A 20557-nucleotide genomic window follows, 5' to 3' on the forward strand; every position below is an offset into this window, starting at 1 on the left:
CGGTGATGCCGCGCGCGCCATCGTGGCGCCCAGCTTGGATGATCACGTCGATGGAGCCCTCGATGTAATCGACCATGTCCGCATAGGTCATCGGCACATCGGTCTTGAGCGCGGCAATGGCGAGGCGGCGGACCGCGAGTTGCGGGGTCTCGGCGTGCAGGGTCGTGAGCGAGCCGCCATGGCCGGTGTTGATCGCCTCGAGGAAGGTCATGGCCTCGCGTCCCCGGACCTCGCCCAGCACGATCCGGTCGGGCCGCATGCGCAGCGTCGAGGCCAGAAGCACATCGGCGCTGCGGGCGTCGGTATCCCGGTCGGCGATCAGCGTTACGGCATTGGGCTGTTCGGGGCGCAGTTCAGCCGCCTCCTCGATGGTGATGATCCGCTCTTCGGGTGGGATCAAGGAGAGGATCTTGCGCGCCGCGACGGTCTTGCCGGTCGATGTGCCGCCCGAGACGATCATGTTGAGCTTGTTTTCGACGCAAAACCGCAGGGCGGCGTCAATGTCGCCAGAGGCCACTACATCGCGCAAGGCGGCGTTTCGCTCAAAGCGCAGGCCTTCGAGGCTGCGCTCCTTGCCATAGAGGAACCCGAGCTTGATCGCCTCGAGCGGTAGGGAGGAAAAGAACCGCAGCGAGATGGAGAACCCGCCCTCGACGGCCGGGGGCTGGATCACCTGCGCCCGGATCGGACGATCCCGGTAGAGGATTGAGACCGAAACGATTGGCTTCTTGGTGCTGAGCGTGGTTGAGGCGGCCGAGGCGATCTGGTTGCCGAGGTCCTTGATCTCGGTCTGTGTCAGCGGCGTGCCGAGGCCCCGCATGAAATGATCGCCCTGGAACTCGCCCCAGACGTGGCCGTCGGGGTTGATGCAGACCTCGATCGTGTCATCGCGCTGCACTGTCGCGCCCAGCCGGTCGAGCGAGTCTTCAAGATAACTCGCCGCCATGTCAGAAAATCTCCAGATCGCGGTCGACCATGACGGTGATCCGGGTGCCCTGATCGACATGGATCACAGGCCGGATTGCGAGATAGTCCTGCATCACGCCTTGCGTCGCGTCGCGCAGATCGCCCGAGACATCGCGCGCGGCACCCGCAGTTGTTGTGTCCTCGATCTGGCCTGCGGCGACCGAAGGCAGCGCGCCGATGAGAGAAATCAGCGCGGCCGATCCAAAGCGCTGCGCGAAGCGCGTGTCGACAAAGCCGGTGGTGCCGGTGCGGCCGAGCTCGTCTCCGCCGAAAGCGCTGATCTCCACGGTCTGGTTGTCAGGCAGGATGATGCGATCCCAAGCTACCATGACGCGCGATTGTGCCAGCGCCACATCAGAGCGGTAGCGCCCGATCAGCCGTGCCCCGCGCGGGATCAGGATGCGGCTGCCGTCGAAGGAATGGACATCCTCAGAGACAATGGCCCGGATCGCGCCGGGCAACGTGCTGTCGAGGGCTGTTTCTGTCACAGCCTGGATCATCGTGCCCTGCACCACCGTGTGCGAAGGGTTCACGATCACCTCGGCCCTTGTGACCGGTGCCGGCCGTGCGCCTGCGCGCACGAAGGCCTCGTCCGCGCTGAGCCGCGCTTGCTCCTGCGCATCGCCGCGATCACCGGCCTGTCCGGCTCCGGACCAGGCGATCATCGGCGAGGCCACGCGGGCGGCCTGCGCTTCGGCCTCGGCCAGGCGACGGCGCTCAAGTTCGGCCAGACGCAGTTCCTCCTCGTCAGGTCCGATCCGGGCGGGGGTGGGCGGTGTCAGGCGCGCGACCTCAAGCTCCATGCGCAACTGGTCAAGCTGACGGTCGCGTTCGGTCAGCTGGCGTTCCAGCGCGCGCTGCGCATCGGTCGATGCCGATTGGAGCGCCGCGATCTGGGCTGTGAGATCCGCGATTGCGGCCTCGGTGCGATCATCGGGCACCTCGGTCGGGCGCGCGCGCAGCTCCTCGAGCTCAGCCCGCAGGGTTGCGAGGCTCTCCATCAGGGCAAGCTCGGCGCTTGACGGGCCGGTCTCGACCGGGTCCGGGGCGGGTGGCGGATCGGGCTGGCGCATCGGTGCCAGATCGCCGAAGCCTGAGCCGAGGGTCTGGAACTCGTCCGGGGCAGCGGTCACCAGCATGGCCTCGGGCTTGGGCTGCAGCGCGATCCACATCACACCGCCAAGCGTGGCGATCCCGCCGACCCCGAGAAGGGCCGTCAGAACGCTGGCACTGCCGCGCGCGCGGCGCTTGCCGGTCGCACCTTCCAGGGCTGCAAGGCGGGTGGCGAGGTCTTCGGTGTCCTGGCTCATGACGTGGGCGCCCCCATGTCCTGCACGCAGACTTCGTCATCGCCCAAGCGCAGAACCCATTGGGGGTTGACGCCGGAGACCCGGATCACACCATCGCTGAGGACGGTGCTGTTCACCGCGCGCTCGCCGCCATTGGTGTAGCGGAAGATCGCAGGGACGGGAGCGTTCCGCGCAAAGCGGAAATAAGTGAAGGTGCCGTCATCCCAGATGGCCGTGGGCGTGAACTCCCGGCTGCTGCTGACGGCATAGTTTGCGTTCGGGGCATCGGCCGCCACGGCGCGGGCGGGCTGGACCCGGGCCTCGGGGTAGCGGAACTGCACGACATAATGCGGCGTCTCGCGCGCCTCGACGACATGGAAATAGTAGGATCGGCGGTTGGTATAGACCGTGATGTTGGTGGCAACCCCCGAGGCCGCAGGCTTGATCGCGAATGCCCGCCCGCCGGGAACGCCGTCGAACTGGAAGCCCACCGTGTCGCCGGCGATGATCGAGCGGATGGTCTCGCCCTCGCCGAACTCGACTGTGGTCACGCGGGTGAGACTGGTCACCACGCGGTAGACCTGTCCCTCGGTCCAGGTTGCGATCCGGACGCGGTTGTCATGGGCACCGGGGTGCGGGGTCACTTCGGCGAGGGCTGCGGAGGCTGAAATCGCACTGGCGATGAGCACGGCGGGCAAAAGGGCACGGGTCATTCGGAACGGTCCGATCGGATGGCATATTGGGTGACGGTGAAGCCGAAGGGGTTCTGCCAGACATCATCGATCGAGCGGGTCCGTTCGGGGCGGAAGGCAAACATCAGCGTGGCCGTGAACATGCCAGCCTGCGCGCCCTGCGGGCTTGTCAGGCGCTTGCGCAAGCGAACCTGGGCGCGGTTGTCGCCGATCAGCGTGATCGAGGCGATCTCGACGGCCATCTCGGCCGAAGGGCCATAGCGCGTCGGGGGATAGCTCTCCTGACCCGAGGTCCACATGGCGCGCATGCTGGCTTCAGCCGCTCCGGTGGACTGGGCCAGCACCCGGCGCACGCGCAGGTCGTTGTCGAGTTGGTTATAGGCTTCGCGGTCGAGGATGTAGCGGTAGATCTGCGCCTCGATCACGGCGGGCCGCTCGGCGAGCGAGACGGCAGCGACCGTGGCATTCGGGAGCGCCATGCCCGTTTCCGGGTCATAGGGCACAACCACGGGCGGCGGGGTCTCGATCATCAGGGCGACGGCGGCGGCGGCGAGGCAGCCGATTACGCCGAACCCCGCGCCGCCGATCCCGATCATCTGCCAGAGCCGCTCGCGGCGCAGCGCGCCGTGGATCAGCTCCTCTTCCACGAGTTCGCGGGTGCTCAGGCCAGTGGTCATGTCAGGTGCCCCGCTCATGGCCGCAAACTCGGCAGGGTGAAGTCCATGTAGCGGCGTTCCTCGGCGATGGTGGCGGCATCGACCACCCCGGCATTGCCTGCGCCGAGCGTCTGGATCGCTTCAAGCTCCCACATCCGCGTCATGGCGATGGCGAGTTCTGCGGTGACGCGGGTGTTGTGGTCCATCGCGGCCTTCAGATCCTCCATCTGCGGGATCATCGTGACGAGCCGCTCGACGCGTTCGAGGGATTGGGCGGCCTCGGCATGGCTGTTCTGGGCCGCGGCCGACATGACGGCGCCGGTCGTGGCGCGCGTGGCGACACCTTCCGCGCCGGGATTGCCGCTGGTCGCGATCTCGCGCAGCGAGTCCTCGTCAAAGCCTGCACGTGCGAGCACCTGCTCCATCTGCGTGCGCATGGGGCCCGCAGTGATGCCCAGAAGGTTGCTCCAATCCCCGGTCTGGATGCCCCGGATCAGGCCGGGCAGATCGCGGAACTTGGCCTCGAGAAGGCCGTCGAGGCCGTCGCCCATGACCATGCCGAGGATGCTGCGCGGACCGGTGAGCGAGGCATACATCTCTTGCAACTGATCGAGCTGGTTCTGGACGACCTCGAGCTGCTCGAGCGCGTTGTCTAGAAGGTCAGTCTGGATCCCGAAATCCTGCAGCATCTGCTGCAACTGGCGGATTTCCTGGGCAATGTTCTGCGTGTCGACCGTGGGCACACCTTGCGCGCTCACAGGACCCGCAAGGGCGGTGGCCAGCGCGAGCGTTGCCGCACCGATGGCAAGGGAACGGGAAAAGCGCCTGATCATCGCAAACTCTCCAGGGTGAAATTCATGAACTGCCGCTCGGCGGCCTGGGCTGCGGCCATGGCGAGTTGCTCCTCGCTCAGCGGCTGGGTCTGGGCGGCCTTGATCCGGGTGCGGATCGCGACCAGCCGGGCAAGCTCGGCGCGCGCATAGGTGTTGAGCGCGATGGCCTCGTGGATGTCTTCGGTCTCACTGACGCGGCGGATGATGTCCTGAACCCGCAGGGCGGCGGCCTGGACCGAGACCAGCGAATAGTCGCCATAGACGCCTGCGCCATGGGCCGAGAGGCTGAAGCTCGCATTCGCCAGAAGAACCGGATCAATCGTGCCCAAGGCATCGATGCCCCCGACCGCGGCGAGGTAGCGGTTGTATTGCTGCGGGATCACCACGACGTAGTGTTGGGTTTCCGCGAAAGGAGGCACGCCGCCATATTGCTGCACCCGTCCCGGGCCTGCGTTATAGGCCGCGAGCGCGTGGATGATGTTGCCATCGAACATGTTCAGCATCTGCGCGAGGTAGCGCGCGCCGCCCGTGACCTGCAGCCAGGGGTCGCCGTAATAGGCCGGATAAATCCCGAGATCGCCCGCCGTGCCGGGCATGATCTGGGTGAGACCAAACGCCCCCACGGGCGAGCGCGCCCCCACCTGGAACCGGCTTTCCTGCCAGATCAGCGCCTGCAGCAGGCAACGCCATTGCACGAGCGTGAGACCTGCGCGGCTCACCCCGGGCAGGCTATGGGTGTGGCGTGCGGCGCGGATGATCAGCTCCTCCACCCCTTCCCGGGCATCGCCGAACATCCGTGCTGCCGCCGGGTTGTTGTCCTCGGGCGCATAGAGGCTGGCCGCGGCCGTGCTGACGCCCTCGGCCTCCCCCTGCCCTGCCTCAAGACCCGCGACCGTGCCTGCGACATCACCGGCGCGCAGGGTCATGGCGTCCATGATCCCGTTCAGCGCCGCGAGTTGCTGGCGCTCGATTTCGGCCAGTTCCTCCTCGCGGGTGAGGCGATCTTGCTGCAGCGCCAGATCCTGTTCGCGCTGATCGATGATCGCCTGCCGCCCCGCGAAAAGCCGCGCGTCAAAAGTCGGCACGCCCTGAGCGCTGGCCGTGGCTCCGAGCCAGACGCCGCAGGCGCCGACGGTCGCCCCTGTCAGGAGTGCGGCGCTTGCCAGGTTTCGGATGCGGGCGGTGGTCATCGGATCAGCCGCCCGCCCCCAGCAGCACGAAATCGCAGGACGTATCGCGCCGGGTCGCGATCTCGCCGCTGGTCGAGACCGTCACCGCGGAGGCGGAGCGGGCAGGCGCATCGCGGAAGTTGAAGCAATTGGCCTGTGCGGGATTGTGTTGCGCGCAGGCTGTCAGGGTCAGGCCGAGGCCAAGCAGCACGGCGCTGCGGGTGAGGATACGGGTCATGTCACTCTCCAGAAATCAGGGCGGTCACGGTAGTCAGGGCCGACAAGGGCCTCGCCTTTCTCCATGCCGCCAAGGATGGTCACGAGGGTGCCGAGTGCGCTGAGATCGGCGTCGATCACGACCGAACCCCGGTCATCGCGCATAAGCGCGAGCCGCGAGGCGGAGCCGACGCCCAGAAGCACATCGAGCTCCTTCTCGCTGAGGCCGAGCATCGCGTAATCCGCAGCCGAGGCGCGGATGTTGGGCAGAAGCACCTGGGTTGGCACCGCTTCCACGATGGTTTTGCCGGTCCGGGTGCGCTCGAGCTGACTGGCATATTGGGTCATCATCACGACGACAGCGTTTTGCTTGCGGGCGGTCACCAGCCAGTTCGAGAGCCGCTCGGCGAAATAGGCGTTGTCGAGGGCTTTCCAGGCCTCATCGATCACGATGATCGTCGGCTTGCGGTCCTCGATCACCCGCTCGACCCGGCGAAAAAGGTACGACAGCACCGCCATGCGTTCCCGCTCGCTCTCGGAGTCGAGGATGCCGGTCAAATCGAAGCCTGCGACGTCGCCATCGATGCTGAAACTGTCCTCGGCATTGGCCCCGAAGATCCACCCATAGCGGCCATCAGCGGTCCATTCCTGCATCCGCTCGAAAAGATCGCCCTCGTCATCGGTGGAGACGAGAAGCGAGGCGAAGTCCGACCAGTTCCTGAGCCCCGCATTCCCGGCGCTGGCGTTCTGGCGCACGACCTCCTGCAGGCGGTTGGTTTGCACCGGGGTCAGGGGCCGATCGCGGCGCTCGAGGAGGCTTGCGAGCCAGTCGGCCAGCCAGGCCTGTCCGCGCGGGTCGATCTCTGTCTGCAGGGGATTGAGGCCCGTGGGCCGTCCGGCCCGCACCGTCGAATAGCTGCCGCCAAGCGCGCGGACGGCCATTTCCATACCGGCACGATAATCGAAGACGAAAAGCCGCGCGCCTGCCCGCTTTGCCATGGTCATAAGGAACGCCGCCAGCACAGATTTTCCGGACCCGGGGCGGCCGAGGATCAGGGTGTGGCCACCCGTGGGCTCGCGATCCGGCGCGCCCTGTTCGTGGAAGTTGAAGCGGAACCCGCTGCGCTCCGGCGTCGGAAAAAGCGTGATCGGCACGCCCCAGGGCACTTCCTGACCAGTCTTGCCGAGCGGGGTGCGGTGGAAAGTGGCGAGATCGGCGAAATTGTGGTTCGTGATCGCGGCCTTGCGGCTGCGCGCCCCGGTATTGCCGGGATGCTGCGCCATGAAATGCGCCCGCGCGCCGAAGGCTTCCGAGATCAGGTTGATGCCGGAGGTGGCCGAGATGTTGCGGATCTCGGCCGCGATGTCGTCGAGCGCCGCTTTGCTGCGCGCATAGACAGCCACTGTCATGTGGTGTTCCCCGAAGATCAGGCGCTTGGATTCCAGATCGTCCTGGGCGAGTTCCAACTCCTGCGCGAGGCTGACGGCCCCGTCATTGGCCGCCTGCATGAGGCGCAGCTGCCGCTTGATGCGGCCTGCCATGATATTGGCGTTGATCGGCACGAAGGAGTGGGTGACCACCATGTCGACGGGCAGGTTCAGCTCGTCGAGCATCAGGCTGTCGGTCTTCGCGGGGTAGTTTTTCACCGCAAAGATCGCGCCGAGCTTGTCGCCCACAGCACCGTCGGACAGCCCGACGGTCGTACCCCGGAAGGTGACGCGGGTATTGGCAACATCTTCGGCGATCACGCCCAGGCGCGAGCGCGGGAAGAGCGGGTGTTCCTCGCCCGTGTTGAGTGAACCGAGGAAGCCCAGAAGCTCGCCGGTGCTGGCAGCAAGCAGGCGGGGCTTCAGCTCATCGAAAGACGACAGCAGAAACCCCACGACCTCGTCGAGCTTGCGCAAGCGCCGGGTCGTATCCGCCGCATGCCGGGCGCGGGATGCCCCCAGACCGAACGGCAAGCGGCTGCCGGTCTCTGGGCGCTTCAGGACCGTCAGGGTCAGTGTCTTGTCACGCAGGCCCGCTTGACCCAGATGCGCGCGCCAGCGCTGGTCGATGGCGGCGGCGAACCCTTCGCCCGGGATGGGCGGCAGGGTCACGTCGACCGCCTTTGACACCTTGTGCAGGTAGAAGGAGAACTCGGTCCCCACCTGCGCGACGATGCCTGCCAGGAGCCCGCCGATCCGGTCGAGATGCCCATCCTCGCTCGTGATGCTGTTCACCCCTTCGAGCCGGATGCACTGCATCAGCTCGTTGCCGCGCGTCCGGATCGTTCGGTCGGTCACGAGGCTGACGTAAGGCAGCATGGACGAGAGCCGCTTCTCGCCCTTGACCCATGCCGGCAGCGCGGTGAGCGGATCGAGACCCTCCGCCACCTCATCGGCAATTCCATCACGGGGCATAGCTGTCACCTCCGTGAAGCTTGCGGTTCGTCGTGGGCGGGGTTTCCTGCAAGGTGATGACCAGGACGTCGAGGAAGTTCGGATCCCAGTCCGCGGCTTTCCAAAGCGCCGGCCAGGCCAGCCCCGCGAAGACGGCCACCACCCAGCTCTGGACCCAGAGGAACAGGAGCGTCGAGCCGAAGAGCCAGACCATGGCATACATGATCGGCAAGCCCATCAGCTTGGGCGGCCTGAGAAGGCCGATGAACACGCGGGACTGGTCGGACATGTCCGAGACCTCCGGAAGCTCTGGCTCAGGTTGTCCAGATGGCGGCGACGATGGTGGGGGCTGCAGCGATGCCCGCGATCGCGACCACGACCCAGAGCGCCTGGCGGAAATCGAGGATGCCGAAGAGCCAGGAGAGGAACACACCGATCAGCGCCAACGTGCCGATCACGATGCCCAAGGGGCCGGTGATGGCGTTCACGATGCCCTGCAGCAAGGTCTGGACCGGCGAGAGATCGATACTCTGCGCCAGTGCGGGATCTGCGAGCACGATGAGGGCCATCGCGCCCATGAGCGTGCAAGTCACCGCGCGGGCGGCAACGGGGGAAAGTCTGGATGTCACGAGAGATCTCCTCTGAGCCGTTGGAACACGGCAGTCACACGGGCCACATGGCCCTGGGTTTCGCGGAAAGGGGGAATGCCGCCATGGCGGGTGACCGCCTCGGGTCCGGCATTGTAGGCGGCCAACGCCAGCGCAGGATCGCCGAAGCGCTCCAGCATCATCAGAAGGTACCGGGCCGAGCCGTCGAGGTTCTGCGCAATGTCATGAGGATCGACGCCAAGATCGCGCGCGGTTCCGGGCATGAGCTGGCCAAGCCCGATGGCCCCGACCGGGCTCAGCGCGCGCGGGTCATAAGCACTCTCAACCTCGATATTGGCGCGGTAGAACAGCGTCCAGTCGGTGACCGACAGACCTGCCTGACGCAGGGCGTCATGGCTGCCATAGCGCAGCGCCGTGGTCTCGATGGCGTGGAGGATTTCGGGGGAGGCGCGGATCGCGCGTGGTGTCGGGGCAAGTGCCGCAAGCTGCGCCAAGGGCGCTTGGGTGTCAGCGGTCTGTGGTCTTGCGAAAAGAAAGAGGCGGTCCGTCTGCGTCCCGTCGGGAGCGGCGTCCGAACTGTCGAACGCCCGCAGCGACTGCGTGCCGTTCGCGATATCGATCAGCTGTCCGTCGGGGCTGACCTGGAAGATGAAACCGTCTGCTAGGGCCAAGGGTGCGGAACAAACACCTGTACCCAATGCAACGACGAGCGCGAACGCGCGGTCAGTCGTCCTTGACCAGAACCGGGCCAGTCCGCAGCTGTGCCACGCGGCCGGGGGCGGCGTGACGCTCGCGTCCGCCTTCTTCAAGGGGAATGCTGGCGGTTGTGCAGCCCATTTCGGCGAGGAAGCTGACAAGACCGACGATGGTCTTGAACTCGCGCACCTTGAGGTAACTGCGGCTAGTGACAAGCATCTTGTCGGCCCGACCGTCTTCCGCGACGGCGCGCGCAACCCATGTGCCGTACCAGCTGTTGTGCCGTTTCTCGCCAGCTTCCTTGCAAACCACCTCGAGGAGGTAGCCATCTGCAAGCAGGCTTCGCAGTCCGTCTTCTGTAACCACATTCGGGGCTTCTTCTATCATGGCCTTCCCTTGGGTCCTTTCCTGCCTGGGGTGCAGCATCGGCCCGCGGGGTCGCAACACCGCGGTCGATACGAGACAACATGAACGATAGCAAGACAATAATAACGACTTGACGAAAATCGCCTTGCTCTGATAACGGTGCTACAGGACGAGATTGCAACATTAAAGGCGCAAAAGGAGTTTTGCCCTGCACATGTCATGTGCACGCAACGCTATTCTTGCGCTGATGATCGTGGCGACACCAGCGCAAGCCGCTGTGGCTGCACCCTGTCTCGCACCCGAACGCCCCTTCCTGCCGCAATCACGCGAGGACATGCGCCGCTACGCCGATCTGCTGCGCGCGGACTTCGAGACCTACATCGCCGAGGTCCAGACTTATTTCCGCTGCCTTGACGAGGAACGCGCGCGCGCCTTTGTCGAGGCGCGTGAGGTGGTCGAGCAGTACGGACAGTTCCAGCACGCTCTCGAATAGCGTCTGAAATCCGGTAAAGTCTGGCCCGGGCGCGGTTTTTCCGGTAACATGTCTGCAGTTTGCCCGTCTTGCGCTACCCGGATGCCCGTTGCGGATCGAGGCTAGGAAATCTGTTGCCTCTCAGGCCTCAACGGGAAAGTTCATGCGATTTCTTTTGCTCATCACGCTTCTGATCGCTCCGCTACTTGCACATGCAGAGACGCTACGGATCGCAAGCTGGAACATCGAGCATCTGGTCGCTGATACCGATCGTGGATGCCGACCGCGAAGTGAGGCGGACTTCCAGCGCGTACGTGATGTGATCGCGCAGGTGGATGCTGACATCTGGTGGTGGCGCGTCAGGGGGTCGACCTTCTGGTCACCCTCTCGGCCTGGGTCGGCGGCCTGGGATTGGCCGCAGGCCTCGGCGTCGTGCTATATGACGTGATCGCCCGGGCCTTCGGGCATCCGCTGTCCGGCTCGCCCGACATCGTGCAGATGTGCTTCGTGGTCATCGTCTTCGGCTGTGTGCCGCTGTGCGAACGCACCGCGGGCAATGTGCGGCTGGATCTGCTGGAAACCCTGTTCCCGCCCGCCCTGAACCGCGTCTTCGACCTGATCGCCACGGCGCTGGGGGCCGCGCTTTTCGTGCTGATCGGCTGGAAATGCTGGGAGGCGGCGCAGATTTCGCGGATGCTGAACCTCGGCACCAATGTGCTGCGCATCCCCAAGGCGCCGTTCCAGATCGCCATCACCCTGGCCTCGGGCATCGTCGCGCTGTCGATGGTGCTGCACCTGATCGAAATCGCGTTGGGTCGGGCCCAATCCCCCGCCGCGCAGCAGGAGCCCGCAACGTGACACCCGCAATGATCGGGGGGCTGGGGATCCTCGCCCTCTTCGTGCTGATGGCGATCCGCGTCCCCATCGCCTTTGCCATGCTGGCCGTGGGTCTGGCCGGAACCGCGGCGCTGAACGGGTTGAACCCGGCGCTGAGCATGCTGGCCACCGAGAGCTTCACCGTCGCCACCTCCTATGAGCTGATCGTGGTGCCGCTGTTCATCCTGATGGGCAATGTTGCGACACAGGCCGGGATGAGCAGTTCTCTCTACGACGCGGCCTACGCCTGGATCGGGCGGCTAAGGGGCGGGCTTGCCTCGGCCACCATCGTCGGCTGCGCCGGGTTTGCGGCGCTGTCCGGCTCGTCGATCGCCTCGGCGCTGACCATGGGCAAGGTGTCGATCGGCGAGATGGACCGCTTCGGCTATTCCCCGCGCCTGTCGACCGGCGTGGTCGCCGCGGGCGGCACGCTGGGGATTCTGATCCCGCCCTCGACCGGCTTCGTGCTCTACGCGATCCTGACCCAGCAGAGCATCGGCCGCCTGTTCCTGGCGGGGGTGGTGCCCGGGATCCTGCTGGCGCTGCTGTTCGTCGGCACCGTGACGCTTCTGTGCACGATCTTCCCCAGCTGGGGGCCCCGCGGCCCGCGCACCAACTGGACCGAGAAGGCCCGCGCGACCCTCGGCGCCCTGCCGATCCTGGCGATCATCCTCGTCTCCATCGGCGGGATTTACACCGGTATCTTCTCGCCCATCGAATCCTCGGCCGTCGGCGCGGGACTGGCCATCGTGCTGGGCTTCGCGCTGCGCCGCCTGACGCTGGCGGGGCTCTGGCGGGCGATCCTCGGCAGCGGCCGGACCACGGCGACGGTGATGCTGATCCTGATCTCGGCCTATATCCTGAACCCGTTCATCTCGCTCACCGGCGTGCCGCATGTGGTGGGCGAATGGCTGGCCGGGGTCACCGCCGGGCCGATCACCACGCTGGTGCTGATCCTGCTGTGCTATCTGGTGCTGGGCTGCTTCCTTGAGGGGCTGTCGATGATCGTGCTGACCATGCCGATCCTCTACCCCATCGTCATCGGGCTGGGCTTCGATCCGATCTGGTACGGCGTCATCATCGTCATCGTGCTGGAAATGGCGATGATCTCGCCACCGGTCGGGGTCAATGTGTTCATCGTCCGATCCATCGCGCCCCGGGTGCCGCTGGCTGAAATCTTCCTCGGCGTGTTGCCGTTCTGGGTGGCGATGATCCTGCTGGTGGGGATCCTGATCCTGTTCCCGGCGTTGGCCACATATCTTCCGGATAGGATGATGCAGTGGGGTTTTAAATGCTGTCTACGTAAGCATCGCTCCTTCTGACCTGAGCCCCACTTCTTCCTCCAGTTTGAGGTAGAGTCCGCCCCAACCAGGAGACGGACAATGAGGCGATCAAGGTTCACGGTGTCAACGGCGGTTGCGTGCGCGTCTCCGTCATCCAGAGCAAGACCCAACGCCCCGTTCAGTTCGAGGTCACAGAGAACACCTCGGCCAGGGTCTGGGTCCAGAACGGCATATCCCGCTCGGCATAGAGCGGCATGAAGCTGGCTGAGCCCGATGATGTTGAGATGCCCTTGGCTCAGCTCCTGCGCCAGCGCGGGGCCGGTGAAGCCACCTGCGAACAGCGCGGAAGAAAGCGCGGTGGTGAGAAGGGGCTTTCCGGTATGGCGGATCGTATTGGCCTCCAGTGTTCTATATTGTAGAAAATGCGTACCGGAATTAGAGAATAGTCTTTCACATTTCTTTCCGTCGAGTGAGGCGTGCAGCATGACCGACGAAAGCCCCGATCTGCCCTACAATAAGGCAGGTCTTGACAAGTCCTTCTCGAAGGGGCTGATCCTGTTGCGGCACCTGGCAACCTGCGAGGCGCCGGCGGGCATCAGCGACCTGTCGGCGGCTCTCGGCATGACCAAGAGCAACGTGCACCGCCTGTTGCAAACCCTTGCGGCGTATGGATTCGTTCACAAGAACGCCAAGTCCCGCTACAGCCCTTCGCTGCGCTACTGGGAGATGGGCTACGAGGTCTGGCTGCACTCGCGCGCGGGGCAAGTTGCGCTGAACGACGCGGACGGGCTCGCGCTCAAGGCGAACTGCCTCGTGCACATCACTTTGGCAGCCGAGGAAAGCCAGGAACTGATTCTCTATGATCGGATCGGTACGCCGATCGCCCATCCCATGCGCAGGCTTTGGCCCACGGGCACCCGCGTGCCGATCTGGCGAATCATCAACGGCTGGTCCGATTTCGTGGCCTTCCAGATCGCCTATATCGCCGCCAAGCCCGAGGTCGAGCTGACCTCGCGCCGCGATGAGATCAGCCGCCACCTGGAAGACAGCGGCCTGACCTACGAGGGTCTGGCCGAGCACGTCACCGCCGCCCGCGACCTGGGTTACGCCGAGAACCTCGGCAGCGGGCTGGAGAATATCGAGGGCACAGCATGCGCCTTCCGCGACGAGACCGGTGCGCCGGTGGGCGTGCTCAGCACGATCTACGACCGTGACGGCAGCCGCGACGGCCGGCGCGAGGATACCGGGCGGCTCAACCGCCTCTATGCCCATTCCATATCCCGATCCCTGGGCTTCCGGGATCCAAACTGAGAGAAACTTCATGGACGAACAAGCCTTCAAGGCCCGTGGATTCGGGCAGACCATCGGTTTCGGCCGCCGCTCGGCGCTGGTGGTGATCGATGTCATCAAGGGTTTCACCAATCCCGACCTGCCGCTGGGCGCGGACCTGTCGTCGCAGATCGTGGCGATCAACGCACTGATCGCCGATTTCGCGGCCCGCCGCGAGCCGGTGTTCTTCACCACCGTGCGCTACGACGAGCCGGATCTGTCTGACGCCGGGATCTGGCCACTGAAACAGGGCGGGCTGAAGACTCTGGCCGCCAGCGGCGATGGGGCCGAGCTGGACCCGAGGCTGAGCCTCGCGGCCGGAGAACGCACGCTGGTGAAGAAATACGCCTCGTCCTTCTTCGGCACCGACCTGTCGAGCCGGCTGGTGGCCGAGGGTGTCGACACGCTCGTGATCACCGGGTGCACGACCTCGGGCTGCGTGCGCGCGACGGCGGTGGACTCGCTGCAGAACGGCTTCCGTCCGATCGTCGTGCGCGAGGCGGTGGGCGACCGCAGCCAGCCCGCACATGAGCAGAGCCTGCTGGACCTGCAGGCGAAATATGCCGACGTGGTCTCGCTCGACGCGGCGCTGATGCGCGAGATGGCGGGCGCCTGAACGGCGCCCTGCCCCACCAACCCGCCTGCGACCCGGTCAGAAGCTCGACCGGGTCGCGGGCACCTTGATCCCCTGCTCGGCGGCGGCGTTCTCATCGGCCTCGAGATTCGTGATGATCGCCAGGAGACCCTTGCGCAGCACGCGCACCTCGTCCTCCTCCAGCCCCTTCAGCGAGATCAGGTTGACGTCATGCGCCATCGGCTCCAGCCGGTCGCGCAATTCCCAGCCCTTGGGCGTCAGGAATATCCGCAAAGTCCGCTTGTTGCCGTCCATCTTCTGCCGCGTGATCACGCCCTGCTTCTCCAGCTTGGTCAGCGCGGCATGCGCGGTGGGTTCGGTCAGATGCGCGCGCTGGCTCAGCTCGCGCTGCGACAACCCGTCATTGTACCAAAGGATGCGCAGGAAGATCCATTGGCCGAAGGTGATCCCCTCGTCCTGAAGGCGCATCTGCAGCGAACGGTTGAAAGCCCTGGCGGCGAGACGAACGAGACGCGCGAGGCGCTCTTCGGTCAGCTTGGGATCGAAGTCTTCATGCCCCGAGGGCGCGGTTTCATCCATGTGGAACGGTCTCAATCGGCCAGAAACGAAAGCCCCGTCGCCAGCGCGATGCCGGCGACGGGTCGCTTCCATTTGTGCTGATTTCCCGTGCAGGACGCAAGGGTTAGATGTCTTTTCAACCGTTTCGTGTCACCCGTTGCCCATCCACGACGCCCCGCATAGCCATTCTGTTCAGCCGTCCTGTTCCGCGGTCATGCCTTCGGCCATCTCCTTGACGTAGCCGCGCAGGATGCGGGCGTCGATCACCACCGACTTGCCCGCGCGCACCTGCGCCACGGCATCGGCCAGCGCGGCCTCGAAGGCGGCCACCGTCGCGACCGGGCCGATGCCCACCGCGCCCTGCGCCCGCGCGAGGCCGGCGATGTCGATATCCGGCTCGTCGATCGCCTGGCCGATATGCTTGTTCTCGACCGGGCGGTCGCGGTCGCGGGCGACGCGTTCCTGGTGGATCTCGTCGTTGAAGAACGAGCGGTTGTTGGCCACCACGATCAGCATCGGCACGCTCTGATGCGTCCCGGTCCACAGCGCGGTCGCGCCCATGATGAAATCGCCGTCGCCCAAAACCGCGACCGGCATGCGGCCCGTGTCCTTCAGTGCCAGCGCCGCGCCCACGACCATGCCGGGGCCCGAGCTGATGCCTGCGCCGCCGTCATAGCCCAGATAATCGAGCGGCCCGGTGAAATCGCAATGGCGACCGTCCCAACCCAGGGGCAGACGCACCAGCGTGTGCGGATCCTCGGCCAGCCCCGCGCGCAGCACATGCGAGAGCGCGTCGAGCGACAGCACGGCATCGGGCTCCTGCCCGTGCGGCGCGGGTGCCGTGCGGGGCGCGGGTGCGGCGGGTTCCAGCCCCAGCCGTTCGCACAGCGCCGCGACCAGCGCATCGGCCTCGGTCAGGATGGTGAGATCGCTCGCCACCACGTCCTGATGATCCATCGACCAGCCGTTCGTCAGCATCGGCTCGAGCGTGGCGTTGACCACCTTGGCCCCGGCGCCCAGCTTGCCCTGCGCCAGCGTGCCGGCCGGGTCCACCCAATCGAGGCACAGCACCAGATCCGCGCCCGACAGCGCCTCGACCGATTCAGCCGACAGGAAGAACCCGGGCGCGCCCGCGTGCAGTTTGTGGCGCGTCGGGAAGGCGGCGCCGGTCTTGATGTCGGTGATGACGCGGGCGCCGAAATACTCGGCCAGCGCCACGCGCCGCGCCCAGTCCCCTTCATCGCGCGAGACGCGGCCCATCAGGATCACCGGCGATTGCGCCTCGGCCAGCATGTCGGCCAGGGCCGAGACCTGCGCGGCACTCGCACCCGGGGCCTGAGGGGCTGCGAAACGCGCGGGATCGGGCAGCGCGGGCATGGCTTCGATGGCGGTTTCCTGCACCGTCACGTCGAAGCAGACATAGGTGGGCGCCATCGGGGCCGAGGTGGTAATCTGCATCGCCCGCATCAGCGACGACAGCGAGGCGGCCAGCGACGCCGGTTGATCATCCCATTTCACATAGGGCCGCACCACCGCCGCCTGATCGCGCGAGGTATGCAGCCAGTCGATCCAGGGCCGACGCTTGGCCGCGTCGACCGGGCCGGTCGCGCCGAGGATCAGCATCGGCACGCGGTCGCACCAGGCGTTGTAGATGGCCATCGCGGCGTGCATCAGGCCCACATTCGCGTGCAGCACCACGGTCATCGGCTTGCCGGTGATCTTGGCCCAGCCATGGGCGATGGAAACCGCGTGTTCCTCATGCAGGCACAGCAGCATGTGCGGATCCTGGTTGCCGAGGTAGTTGACCATGCTGTCATGAAGGCCCCGGAAGCTCGAGCCGGGGTTGAGCGCGACGTAGGGCGTGTCGAGCCGGCGCAGCATCTCGGCGATGGCGTCGCTGCCGTAGAGCGTCTTCACCTCGCAGGGTGTGGGGCGGTCGGTTTCCCTGGTCATCTGTCTCTCTCCCGTTTCGGAATTCTTGTGTTATTTCAGGTGCGCACCAGCGCCAGCACGATCACGCCTGCCATCGCCATCAGCGAAGCCAGCGCGAAGATCGGGCCGGGGCGATCCTCGGTGCGCAGGACCCAGGCGGCCAGCCAGGCCGCGAGGAACATCTCGATCGTGCCGATGATCGCCACGGCGGTGACGGTAGTGAAACTGAGCGCCACGAATTGCGCGGTCTGGCCCAGCGATACGAAGGCGGCCGCCACCAGCTGCCAGCCGGTCGGGCGGCGGAACAGTTCGCTCAGGTGGCGGCGATAGGCGGCGCTGAACAGGGCTGCGACGGCGAACCACACGAAGGCGGCTACCGCGCCAATGAAGGCGCCGATCAGCGGATCGGGCAGCCAGCGCATGGCGAACTTGCGCGCCACGTAGGATCCGCCATAGCTCGCCGCCGACATCAGCGCCAGGACACGGCCGGTGTTGCGCTCGCCGGCCGCTCGCCGGGCGTCCTCGTCATCGGCGACGATCTGGCCCCTGTTCGACAACACCACCAGCGCCACGGCGGCGAAGACCAGCACGAAGGCCAGCGCGCTGGCGATGGTCAGGCTCTCGCCCAGGAACAGGATCGCCAGCACGGCGGCGAACACCGGGATCAGCCGGCGGATGAGCCCGGTCTCGATGGCGCCGGCCAGCTCGATGGAGCGGAAGAAGAAGATCCGCCCCAGCACCGTGGCCAGCATGCCGGCGACGACGAAGATCGCCACGCCGATCCAGAAGCCTGTGTCAATCGGCGGCAGCGACGGCCCCATGATCAGCCACAACCCGCCCGAGAACAGCGCCGTCAACACGATCGACAGCAGCACGGCATTGCCCCGCCCGCCCTTTTCGCGCGCGTTCTTGGTCGCGGCGACCGAGCCGAAGGCATAGCAAAAGGCGGCGAGGATGGCGAAGATCTCGCCGATAAAGGGGATCATGGGGACCTGTCGTGTTTCGTGCTCAGGCCGGGGCCTGCAATTCCTGCAGCAACCTGGCTGAGGACATCACCTCGCGCAGCGGCAGGCTGTCCTGGATCGCGTCCAGCTCGACCGAATAGCTCAGCCCTTGCCCGTCCCAGAACCACCAATAGACAATCTCGCCCTGCTTGTCGCGGATCGGCATGCGGAAGGTGGGGAACTTGCGCTCGTCCTCGGGCAGCGCGGCGCTGCCCGCCTTTTCATGCGCCAGCCCCAGCCGGTCCAGCGCCTGTTCCAGCGGGATCATCGCCGTCAGGCGCGGAGCCTGCGCGACATGCGCCTCCAGATCGGAGGGGCGGCTGTCGCTCAGCCCCCGGAACAGGCGCACGACGGGCGGGTAGCTTTCGTGCTCATGGGTCAGCTGGGCATAGGCGAGGCCCTGCTCCAGCCGGATCTCGACGATATCGCCGGGTTGGTAACGGCTCATGGGGCCTCCTTGCTCACAGGCTGTAGGCTTCGAGGGTCGAGGGGTGGAACAGCTCGTCGACCTGCACCCGGCGCGGCGAGAGGCCCTGCGCGAAATGGTAGTCGAGGAATTTGTCGAGCACATGCGCATTGGCGCCGACGCCATAGCTCCAGGGATCGGGGCCCATCAGCGCGCGGGCACGGTTCAGCGTGTCCTCGACGAAGGGCATCGTCACCTTGGTGGCCGAGGTGTCGTTCAAGGCCTCTTCGGCCAGCTTCTTCGACTCCGAGAACGCCTTGAGCAGCGCTGCGGGCAGAAAGGGGTATTCCTCGACCAAGGTCCGGCGCACGCCCAGAACGTGCATCACCGGGAAGATGCGGGTCTGGCGGAAATACTCCTCGGCCGCGCCGATGCTGTCGCGGAACAGGCGGCCGACATGGGGATGGCCCTCGGCAAAGCAGCGCGGCCAGCGCGGGCCGATGAAGCCGTCGATCTCGCCCGCCGCCAGCATGCCGTTCAGCGTGGCACCCTCGGGCGCCTGCTCGATGGTGATGTCGTCGGGCAGCGTCAGCGCGATCTTTTCCGGGCGGCCCGGCGTGTCCATGCCGCCGCGCACCCAGGTCACGTCCGAGGGTTTCACGCCGAAATGCTCTTCCAGGATGCCGCGCACCCAGACGTTGGCCGACAGCTGGTACTCGGCGATGCCGATGCGCTTGCCCTTCAGATCCTCGGGCCGGTCGATGCCGCGGTCGGTGCGGATATAGACCGAGGTATGACGGAACGCGCGGCTCAGGAACACCGGGATCGCGACGTAATGCGGGTTCCCGCGCGCGACCGAGATCGAATAGGACGACAGCGACAGCTCCGAGATGTCGAAGGCCTCGTGCCGGAAGGCGCGGAAGAACATCTCTTCGGGCGACAGCAGCATCGGCACGGGATCGACGCCGTCGATCTTGACCCGGCCGTCGACGATGGCCCGCGTGCGGTCGTAATTCCCCATGGCGAGGGAGAGTTTCAGATCGGACACGTGTTCCTCCTTTACGTGATGCCGCATTGGCGCTGCAGATCCACCGGCTGGCCCGAGGCCGCCGATTCCAGGATCGCGTGACAGATTTCGAGGCTCGCGCGGCCCCAGGCGCCGGTCTGGGCGGGCGCGCGATCCTCGCGCACGGCGCCGACCAGCGCGTCGATGACAGGTCCGCGCGGGGCGGGGCCGAAGGGCACCTCGACGAAGCGGCGCTCGATGTCGCCGAAGACATCCAGCCCGGCAGGCGTCAGCCGCAGGTCGGCGCGGTCGCACAGCGCGATCACCGGGCCGAAATGCTCGTTGTTTTCCGCCTCGATAAGCCCGGCCCCGCTGCCGTAGGTGCGGGTCTGCTTGAGCGCGGCTTCGGCCTCGGCGTCGAGCCCCTGCAAGGCGCGACGCGCCTTGCCATAGGCGGCGGGGTCCTTGCGCTGGCCCAGCTCGCCCACATTATCCATCCAGACGTCGCTGTCGAAATGCGCGTAGCCGGAATAGGTCAGGCTGGCGAAGGATCCATTGGCAAAGGCGATGAGCGCGCTGAACGCGCCTTCCGTCGGGCGCGCGGGATCCCAGGCGCCGGTCATCGCGGTGACTCGGGTGGCAAGGCCACCGGCCAGCCGGCGCACCACGTCGATCTGGTGGATCGCCTGGCTGAACAGGATGCCGCCGCCCTCTTCGGTGCGCAGTTCCTCGGGGCGCCGGGGGCGGTAGAGGAAATCGGTGTAGTTGAACGCCTGGATCATCCGCAGGGATCCCACCTCACCGCTCTCGATCAGGCGCGCCGCGGCCTCGACTGGCGGGTCGAAGCTGTGGCTGGGGCCTACGATCAGATGCTTGCTCGAGGCCTCGGCGGCCGCGACCATGCGGTCGGCATCCGCCATCGAGATGGCGATCGGCTTGTCGACCAGCACATGCTTGCCGGCGGCCAGCGCGGTGCAGACGTGGTCGGCGTGCATCTGGTGCGGCGTGGCGATATAGACCGCCTCCACCTCAGGATCGGCGCAAAGCGGCACGATGTCGTCATAGGTCCGACCGCCGAACTCGGCCTCGAACGCCGCGCGGCTTTCGGCGCGGGGGGCGGCGGCGGCGACCAGTTTCACGCGCGGATCGGCGGTGAAGGTCGGGATCATCAGCATGAAGCCGCGACCCAGCCCGACGACGCCTAGCCTGACGGGCATTTGCGC

23 protein-coding genes are annotated in these 20557 nt (G+C 66.2%); 5 read left to right on the forward strand and 18 right to left on the reverse strand.

Annotated elements, in window-relative coordinates:
* The 12 genes from VDQ18_RS08165 to VDQ18_RS08220 all read right to left on the reverse strand — a co-directional run.
* The coding region (locus VDQ18_RS08165) for an ATPase, T2SS/T4P/T4SS family (protein ID WP_323020482.1) at positions 1 to 946 on the reverse strand (946 nt) is incomplete at its 3' end.
* Position 947: 1 nt separating this feature from the next.
* Entirely contained in the window at positions 948 to 2276 is a 1329-nt protein-coding gene (locus tag VDQ18_RS08170; protein WP_323020483.1) for a TrbI/VirB10 family protein, read from the reverse strand.
* A complete protein-coding gene (locus VDQ18_RS08175; RefSeq protein ID WP_323020484.1) occupies positions 2273 to 2968 on the reverse strand; it encodes a TrbG/VirB9 family P-type conjugative transfer protein in 696 nt (231 codons plus the stop codon). The genes VDQ18_RS08170 and VDQ18_RS08175 overlap by 4 nt, the downstream gene beginning before the upstream one ends.
* Positions 2965 to 3624 (reverse strand): type IV secretion system protein, encoded by a 660-nt coding sequence (locus tag VDQ18_RS08180; protein ID WP_323020485.1) that lies wholly within the window; start codon positions 3622 to 3624, stop codon positions 2965 to 2967. The genes VDQ18_RS08175 and VDQ18_RS08180 overlap by 4 nt, the downstream gene beginning before the upstream one ends.
* A gap of 14 nt (positions 3625 to 3638) precedes the next feature.
* Entirely contained in the window at positions 3639 to 4436 is a 798-nt protein-coding gene (locus VDQ18_RS08185) for a type IV secretion system protein (protein WP_323020486.1), read from the reverse strand.
* On the reverse strand, positions 4433 to 5626 hold the full coding sequence (locus VDQ18_RS08190; protein WP_323020487.1) for a lytic transglycosylase domain-containing protein: 1194 nt from the start codon (positions 5624 to 5626) through the stop codon (positions 4433 to 4435). The genes VDQ18_RS08185 and VDQ18_RS08190 overlap by 4 nt, the downstream gene beginning before the upstream one ends.
* A gap of 4 nt (positions 5627 to 5630) precedes the next feature.
* On the reverse strand, positions 5631 to 5843 hold the full coding sequence (locus VDQ18_RS08195; protein ID WP_323020488.1) for a hypothetical protein: 213 nt from the start codon (positions 5841 to 5843) through the stop codon (positions 5631 to 5633).
* Positions 5840 to 8224 (reverse strand): type IV secretion system protein B4, encoded by a 2385-nt coding sequence (locus VDQ18_RS08200; RefSeq protein ID WP_323020489.1) that lies wholly within the window; start codon positions 8222 to 8224, stop codon positions 5840 to 5842. Before VDQ18_RS08200 ends, VDQ18_RS08195 begins: the two co-directional genes overlap by 4 nt.
* Complete coding sequence (locus tag VDQ18_RS08205) at positions 8214 to 8492, reverse strand: type IV secretion system protein VirB3 (RefSeq protein WP_018065947.1); 279 nt, start codon at positions 8490 to 8492, stop codon at positions 8214 to 8216. Before VDQ18_RS08205 ends, VDQ18_RS08200 begins: the two co-directional genes overlap by 11 nt.
* A 25-nt stretch (positions 8493 to 8517) precedes the next feature.
* Positions 8518 to 8796, reverse strand: coding sequence for a TrbC/VirB2 family protein (locus VDQ18_RS08210; protein ID WP_394352146.1), 279 nt, complete (start codon positions 8794 to 8796; stop codon positions 8518 to 8520).
* Between the two features lie 32 nt (positions 8797 to 8828).
* Positions 8829 to 9482: a lytic transglycosylase domain-containing protein gene (locus VDQ18_RS08215; RefSeq protein WP_416235093.1), complete on the reverse strand. Its 654-nt coding sequence runs from the start codon at positions 9480 to 9482 to the stop codon at positions 8829 to 8831.
* A gap of 52 nt (positions 9483 to 9534) precedes the next feature.
* A complete protein-coding gene (locus VDQ18_RS08220) occupies positions 9535 to 9894 on the reverse strand; it encodes a hypothetical protein (RefSeq protein WP_323020490.1) in 360 nt (119 codons plus the stop codon).
* Between the two features lie 256 nt (positions 9895 to 10150).
* Here VDQ18_RS08220 and VDQ18_RS08225 point away from each other — a divergent pair, with 256 nt between their 5' ends.
* The 5 genes from VDQ18_RS08225 (at position 10151) to VDQ18_RS08245 (ending at position 14449) form a co-directional block, all read left to right on the forward strand.
* Positions 10151 to 10366, forward strand: coding sequence for a hypothetical protein (locus VDQ18_RS08225; RefSeq protein ID WP_416235094.1), 216 nt, complete (start codon positions 10151 to 10153; stop codon positions 10364 to 10366).
* Between the two features lie 327 nt (positions 10367 to 10693).
* Positions 10694 to 11203 carry a TRAP transporter small permease gene (locus VDQ18_RS08230; RefSeq protein WP_026173653.1) on the forward strand — a complete coding sequence of 170 codons (510 nt, stop codon included), beginning with the start codon at positions 10694 to 10696 and terminating at the stop codon, positions 11201 to 11203.
* A complete protein-coding gene (locus VDQ18_RS08235) occupies positions 11200 to 12543 on the forward strand; it encodes a TRAP transporter large permease (RefSeq protein WP_323020491.1) in 1344 nt (447 codons plus the stop codon). Before VDQ18_RS08230 ends, VDQ18_RS08235 begins: the two co-directional genes overlap by 4 nt.
* Positions 12544 to 12987: 444 nt before the next feature.
* Positions 12988 to 13815: an IclR family transcriptional regulator gene (locus tag VDQ18_RS08240; protein ID WP_111772988.1), complete on the forward strand. Its 828-nt coding sequence runs from the start codon at positions 12988 to 12990 to the stop codon at positions 13813 to 13815.
* Between the two features lie 10 nt (positions 13816 to 13825).
* A complete protein-coding gene (locus tag VDQ18_RS08245; RefSeq protein ID WP_018065867.1) occupies positions 13826 to 14449 on the forward strand; it encodes an isochorismatase family protein in 624 nt (207 codons plus the stop codon).
* A 36-nt stretch (positions 14450 to 14485) separates the two neighbouring features.
* Here the strand turns inward: VDQ18_RS08245 and VDQ18_RS08250 are convergent, their stop codons facing one another.
* The 6 genes from VDQ18_RS08250 to VDQ18_RS08275 form a co-directional block, all read right to left on the reverse strand.
* The gene (locus tag VDQ18_RS08250) at positions 14486 to 15007 is read right to left on the reverse strand and encodes a MarR family winged helix-turn-helix transcriptional regulator (protein WP_018065868.1); all 522 of its coding nucleotides are present in this window, start codon (positions 15005 to 15007) and stop codon (positions 14486 to 14488) included.
* 171 nt (positions 15008 to 15178) lie between these two features.
* Positions 15179 to 16939 carry a thiamine pyrophosphate-binding protein gene (locus VDQ18_RS08255; RefSeq protein ID WP_018065869.1) on the reverse strand — a complete coding sequence of 587 codons (1761 nt, stop codon included), beginning with the start codon at positions 16937 to 16939 and terminating at the stop codon, positions 15179 to 15181.
* 35 nt (positions 16940 to 16974) lie between these two features.
* A complete protein-coding gene (locus tag VDQ18_RS08260) occupies positions 16975 to 17904 on the reverse strand; it encodes a DMT family transporter (RefSeq protein ID WP_018065870.1) in 930 nt (309 codons plus the stop codon).
* Between the two features lie 22 nt (positions 17905 to 17926).
* Positions 17927 to 18370 (reverse strand): hypothetical protein, encoded by a 444-nt coding sequence (locus VDQ18_RS08265; protein ID WP_018065871.1) that lies wholly within the window; start codon positions 18368 to 18370, stop codon positions 17927 to 17929.
* A gap of 13 nt (positions 18371 to 18383) precedes the next feature.
* Positions 18384 to 19376, reverse strand: coding sequence for an ABC transporter substrate-binding protein (locus VDQ18_RS08270; RefSeq protein ID WP_018065872.1), 993 nt, complete (start codon positions 19374 to 19376; stop codon positions 18384 to 18386).
* Between the two features lie 11 nt (positions 19377 to 19387).
* Positions 19388 to 20551 carry a Gfo/Idh/MocA family oxidoreductase gene (locus VDQ18_RS08275; RefSeq protein WP_018065873.1) on the reverse strand — a complete coding sequence of 388 codons (1164 nt, stop codon included), beginning with the start codon at positions 20549 to 20551 and terminating at the stop codon, positions 19388 to 19390.
* Between the last annotated feature and the right edge of the window lie 6 nt (positions 20552 to 20557).

The sequence above is a fragment of the Pararhodobacter sp. genome (assembly GCF_034676075.1).
Taxonomy (GTDB): Bacteria; Pseudomonadota; Alphaproteobacteria; order Rhodobacterales; family Rhodobacteraceae; genus Pararhodobacter.

Bases quoted from the DNA above. Each gene is read 5' to 3' on its own strand.
- VDQ18_RS08260 (WP_018065870.1), bottom strand. From the start codon at position 17,904: ATGATCCCCTTTATCGGCGAGATCTTCGCCATCCTCGCCGCCTTTTGC.
- VDQ18_RS08275 (WP_018065873.1), bottom strand. From the start codon at position 20,551: ATGCCCGTCAGGCTAGGCGTCGTCGGGCTGGGTCGCGGCTTCATGCTG.
- VDQ18_RS08185 (WP_323020486.1), bottom strand. From the start codon at position 4,436: ATGATCAGGCGCTTTTCCCGTTCCCTTGCCATCGGTGCGGCAACGCTC.
- VDQ18_RS08180 (WP_323020485.1), bottom strand. From the start codon at position 3,624: ATGACCACTGGCCTGAGCACCCGCGAACTCGTGGAAGAGGAGCTGATC.
- VDQ18_RS08265 (WP_018065871.1), bottom strand. From the start codon at position 18,370: ATGAGCCGTTACCAACCCGGCGATATCGTCGAGATCCGGCTGGAGCAG.
- VDQ18_RS08220 (WP_323020490.1), bottom strand. From the start codon at position 9,894: ATGATAGAAGAAGCCCCGAATGTGGTTACAGAAGACGGACTGCGAAGC.
- VDQ18_RS08205 (WP_018065947.1), bottom strand. From the start codon at position 8,492: ATGTCCGACCAGTCCCGCGTGTTCATCGGCCTTCTCAGGCCGCCCAAG.
- VDQ18_RS08200 (WP_323020489.1), bottom strand. From the start codon at position 8,224: ATGCCCCGTGATGGAATTGCCGATGAGGTGGCGGAGGGTCTCGATCCG.
- VDQ18_RS08175 (WP_323020484.1), bottom strand. From the start codon at position 2,968: ATGACCCGTGCCCTTTTGCCCGCCGTGCTCATCGCCAGTGCGATTTCA.
- VDQ18_RS08250 (WP_018065868.1), bottom strand. From the start codon at position 15,007: ATGGATGAAACCGCGCCCTCGGGGCATGAAGACTTCGATCCCAAGCTG.
- VDQ18_RS08195 (WP_323020488.1), bottom strand. From the start codon at position 5,843: ATGACCCGTATCCTCACCCGCAGCGCCGTGCTGCTTGGCCTCGGCCTG.
- VDQ18_RS08240 (WP_111772988.1), top strand. From the start codon at position 12,988: ATGACCGACGAAAGCCCCGATCTGCCCTACAATAAGGCAGGTCTTGAC.
- VDQ18_RS08245 (WP_018065867.1), top strand. From the start codon at position 13,826: ATGGACGAACAAGCCTTCAAGGCCCGTGGATTCGGGCAGACCATCGGT.
- VDQ18_RS08190 (WP_323020487.1), bottom strand. From the start codon at position 5,626: ATGACCACCGCCCGCATCCGAAACCTGGCAAGCGCCGCACTCCTGACA.
- VDQ18_RS08170 (WP_323020483.1), bottom strand. From the start codon at position 2,276: ATGAGCCAGGACACCGAAGACCTCGCCACCCGCCTTGCAGCCCTGGAA.
- VDQ18_RS08255 (WP_018065869.1), bottom strand. From the start codon at position 16,939: ATGACCAGGGAAACCGACCGCCCCACACCCTGCGAGGTGAAGACGCTC.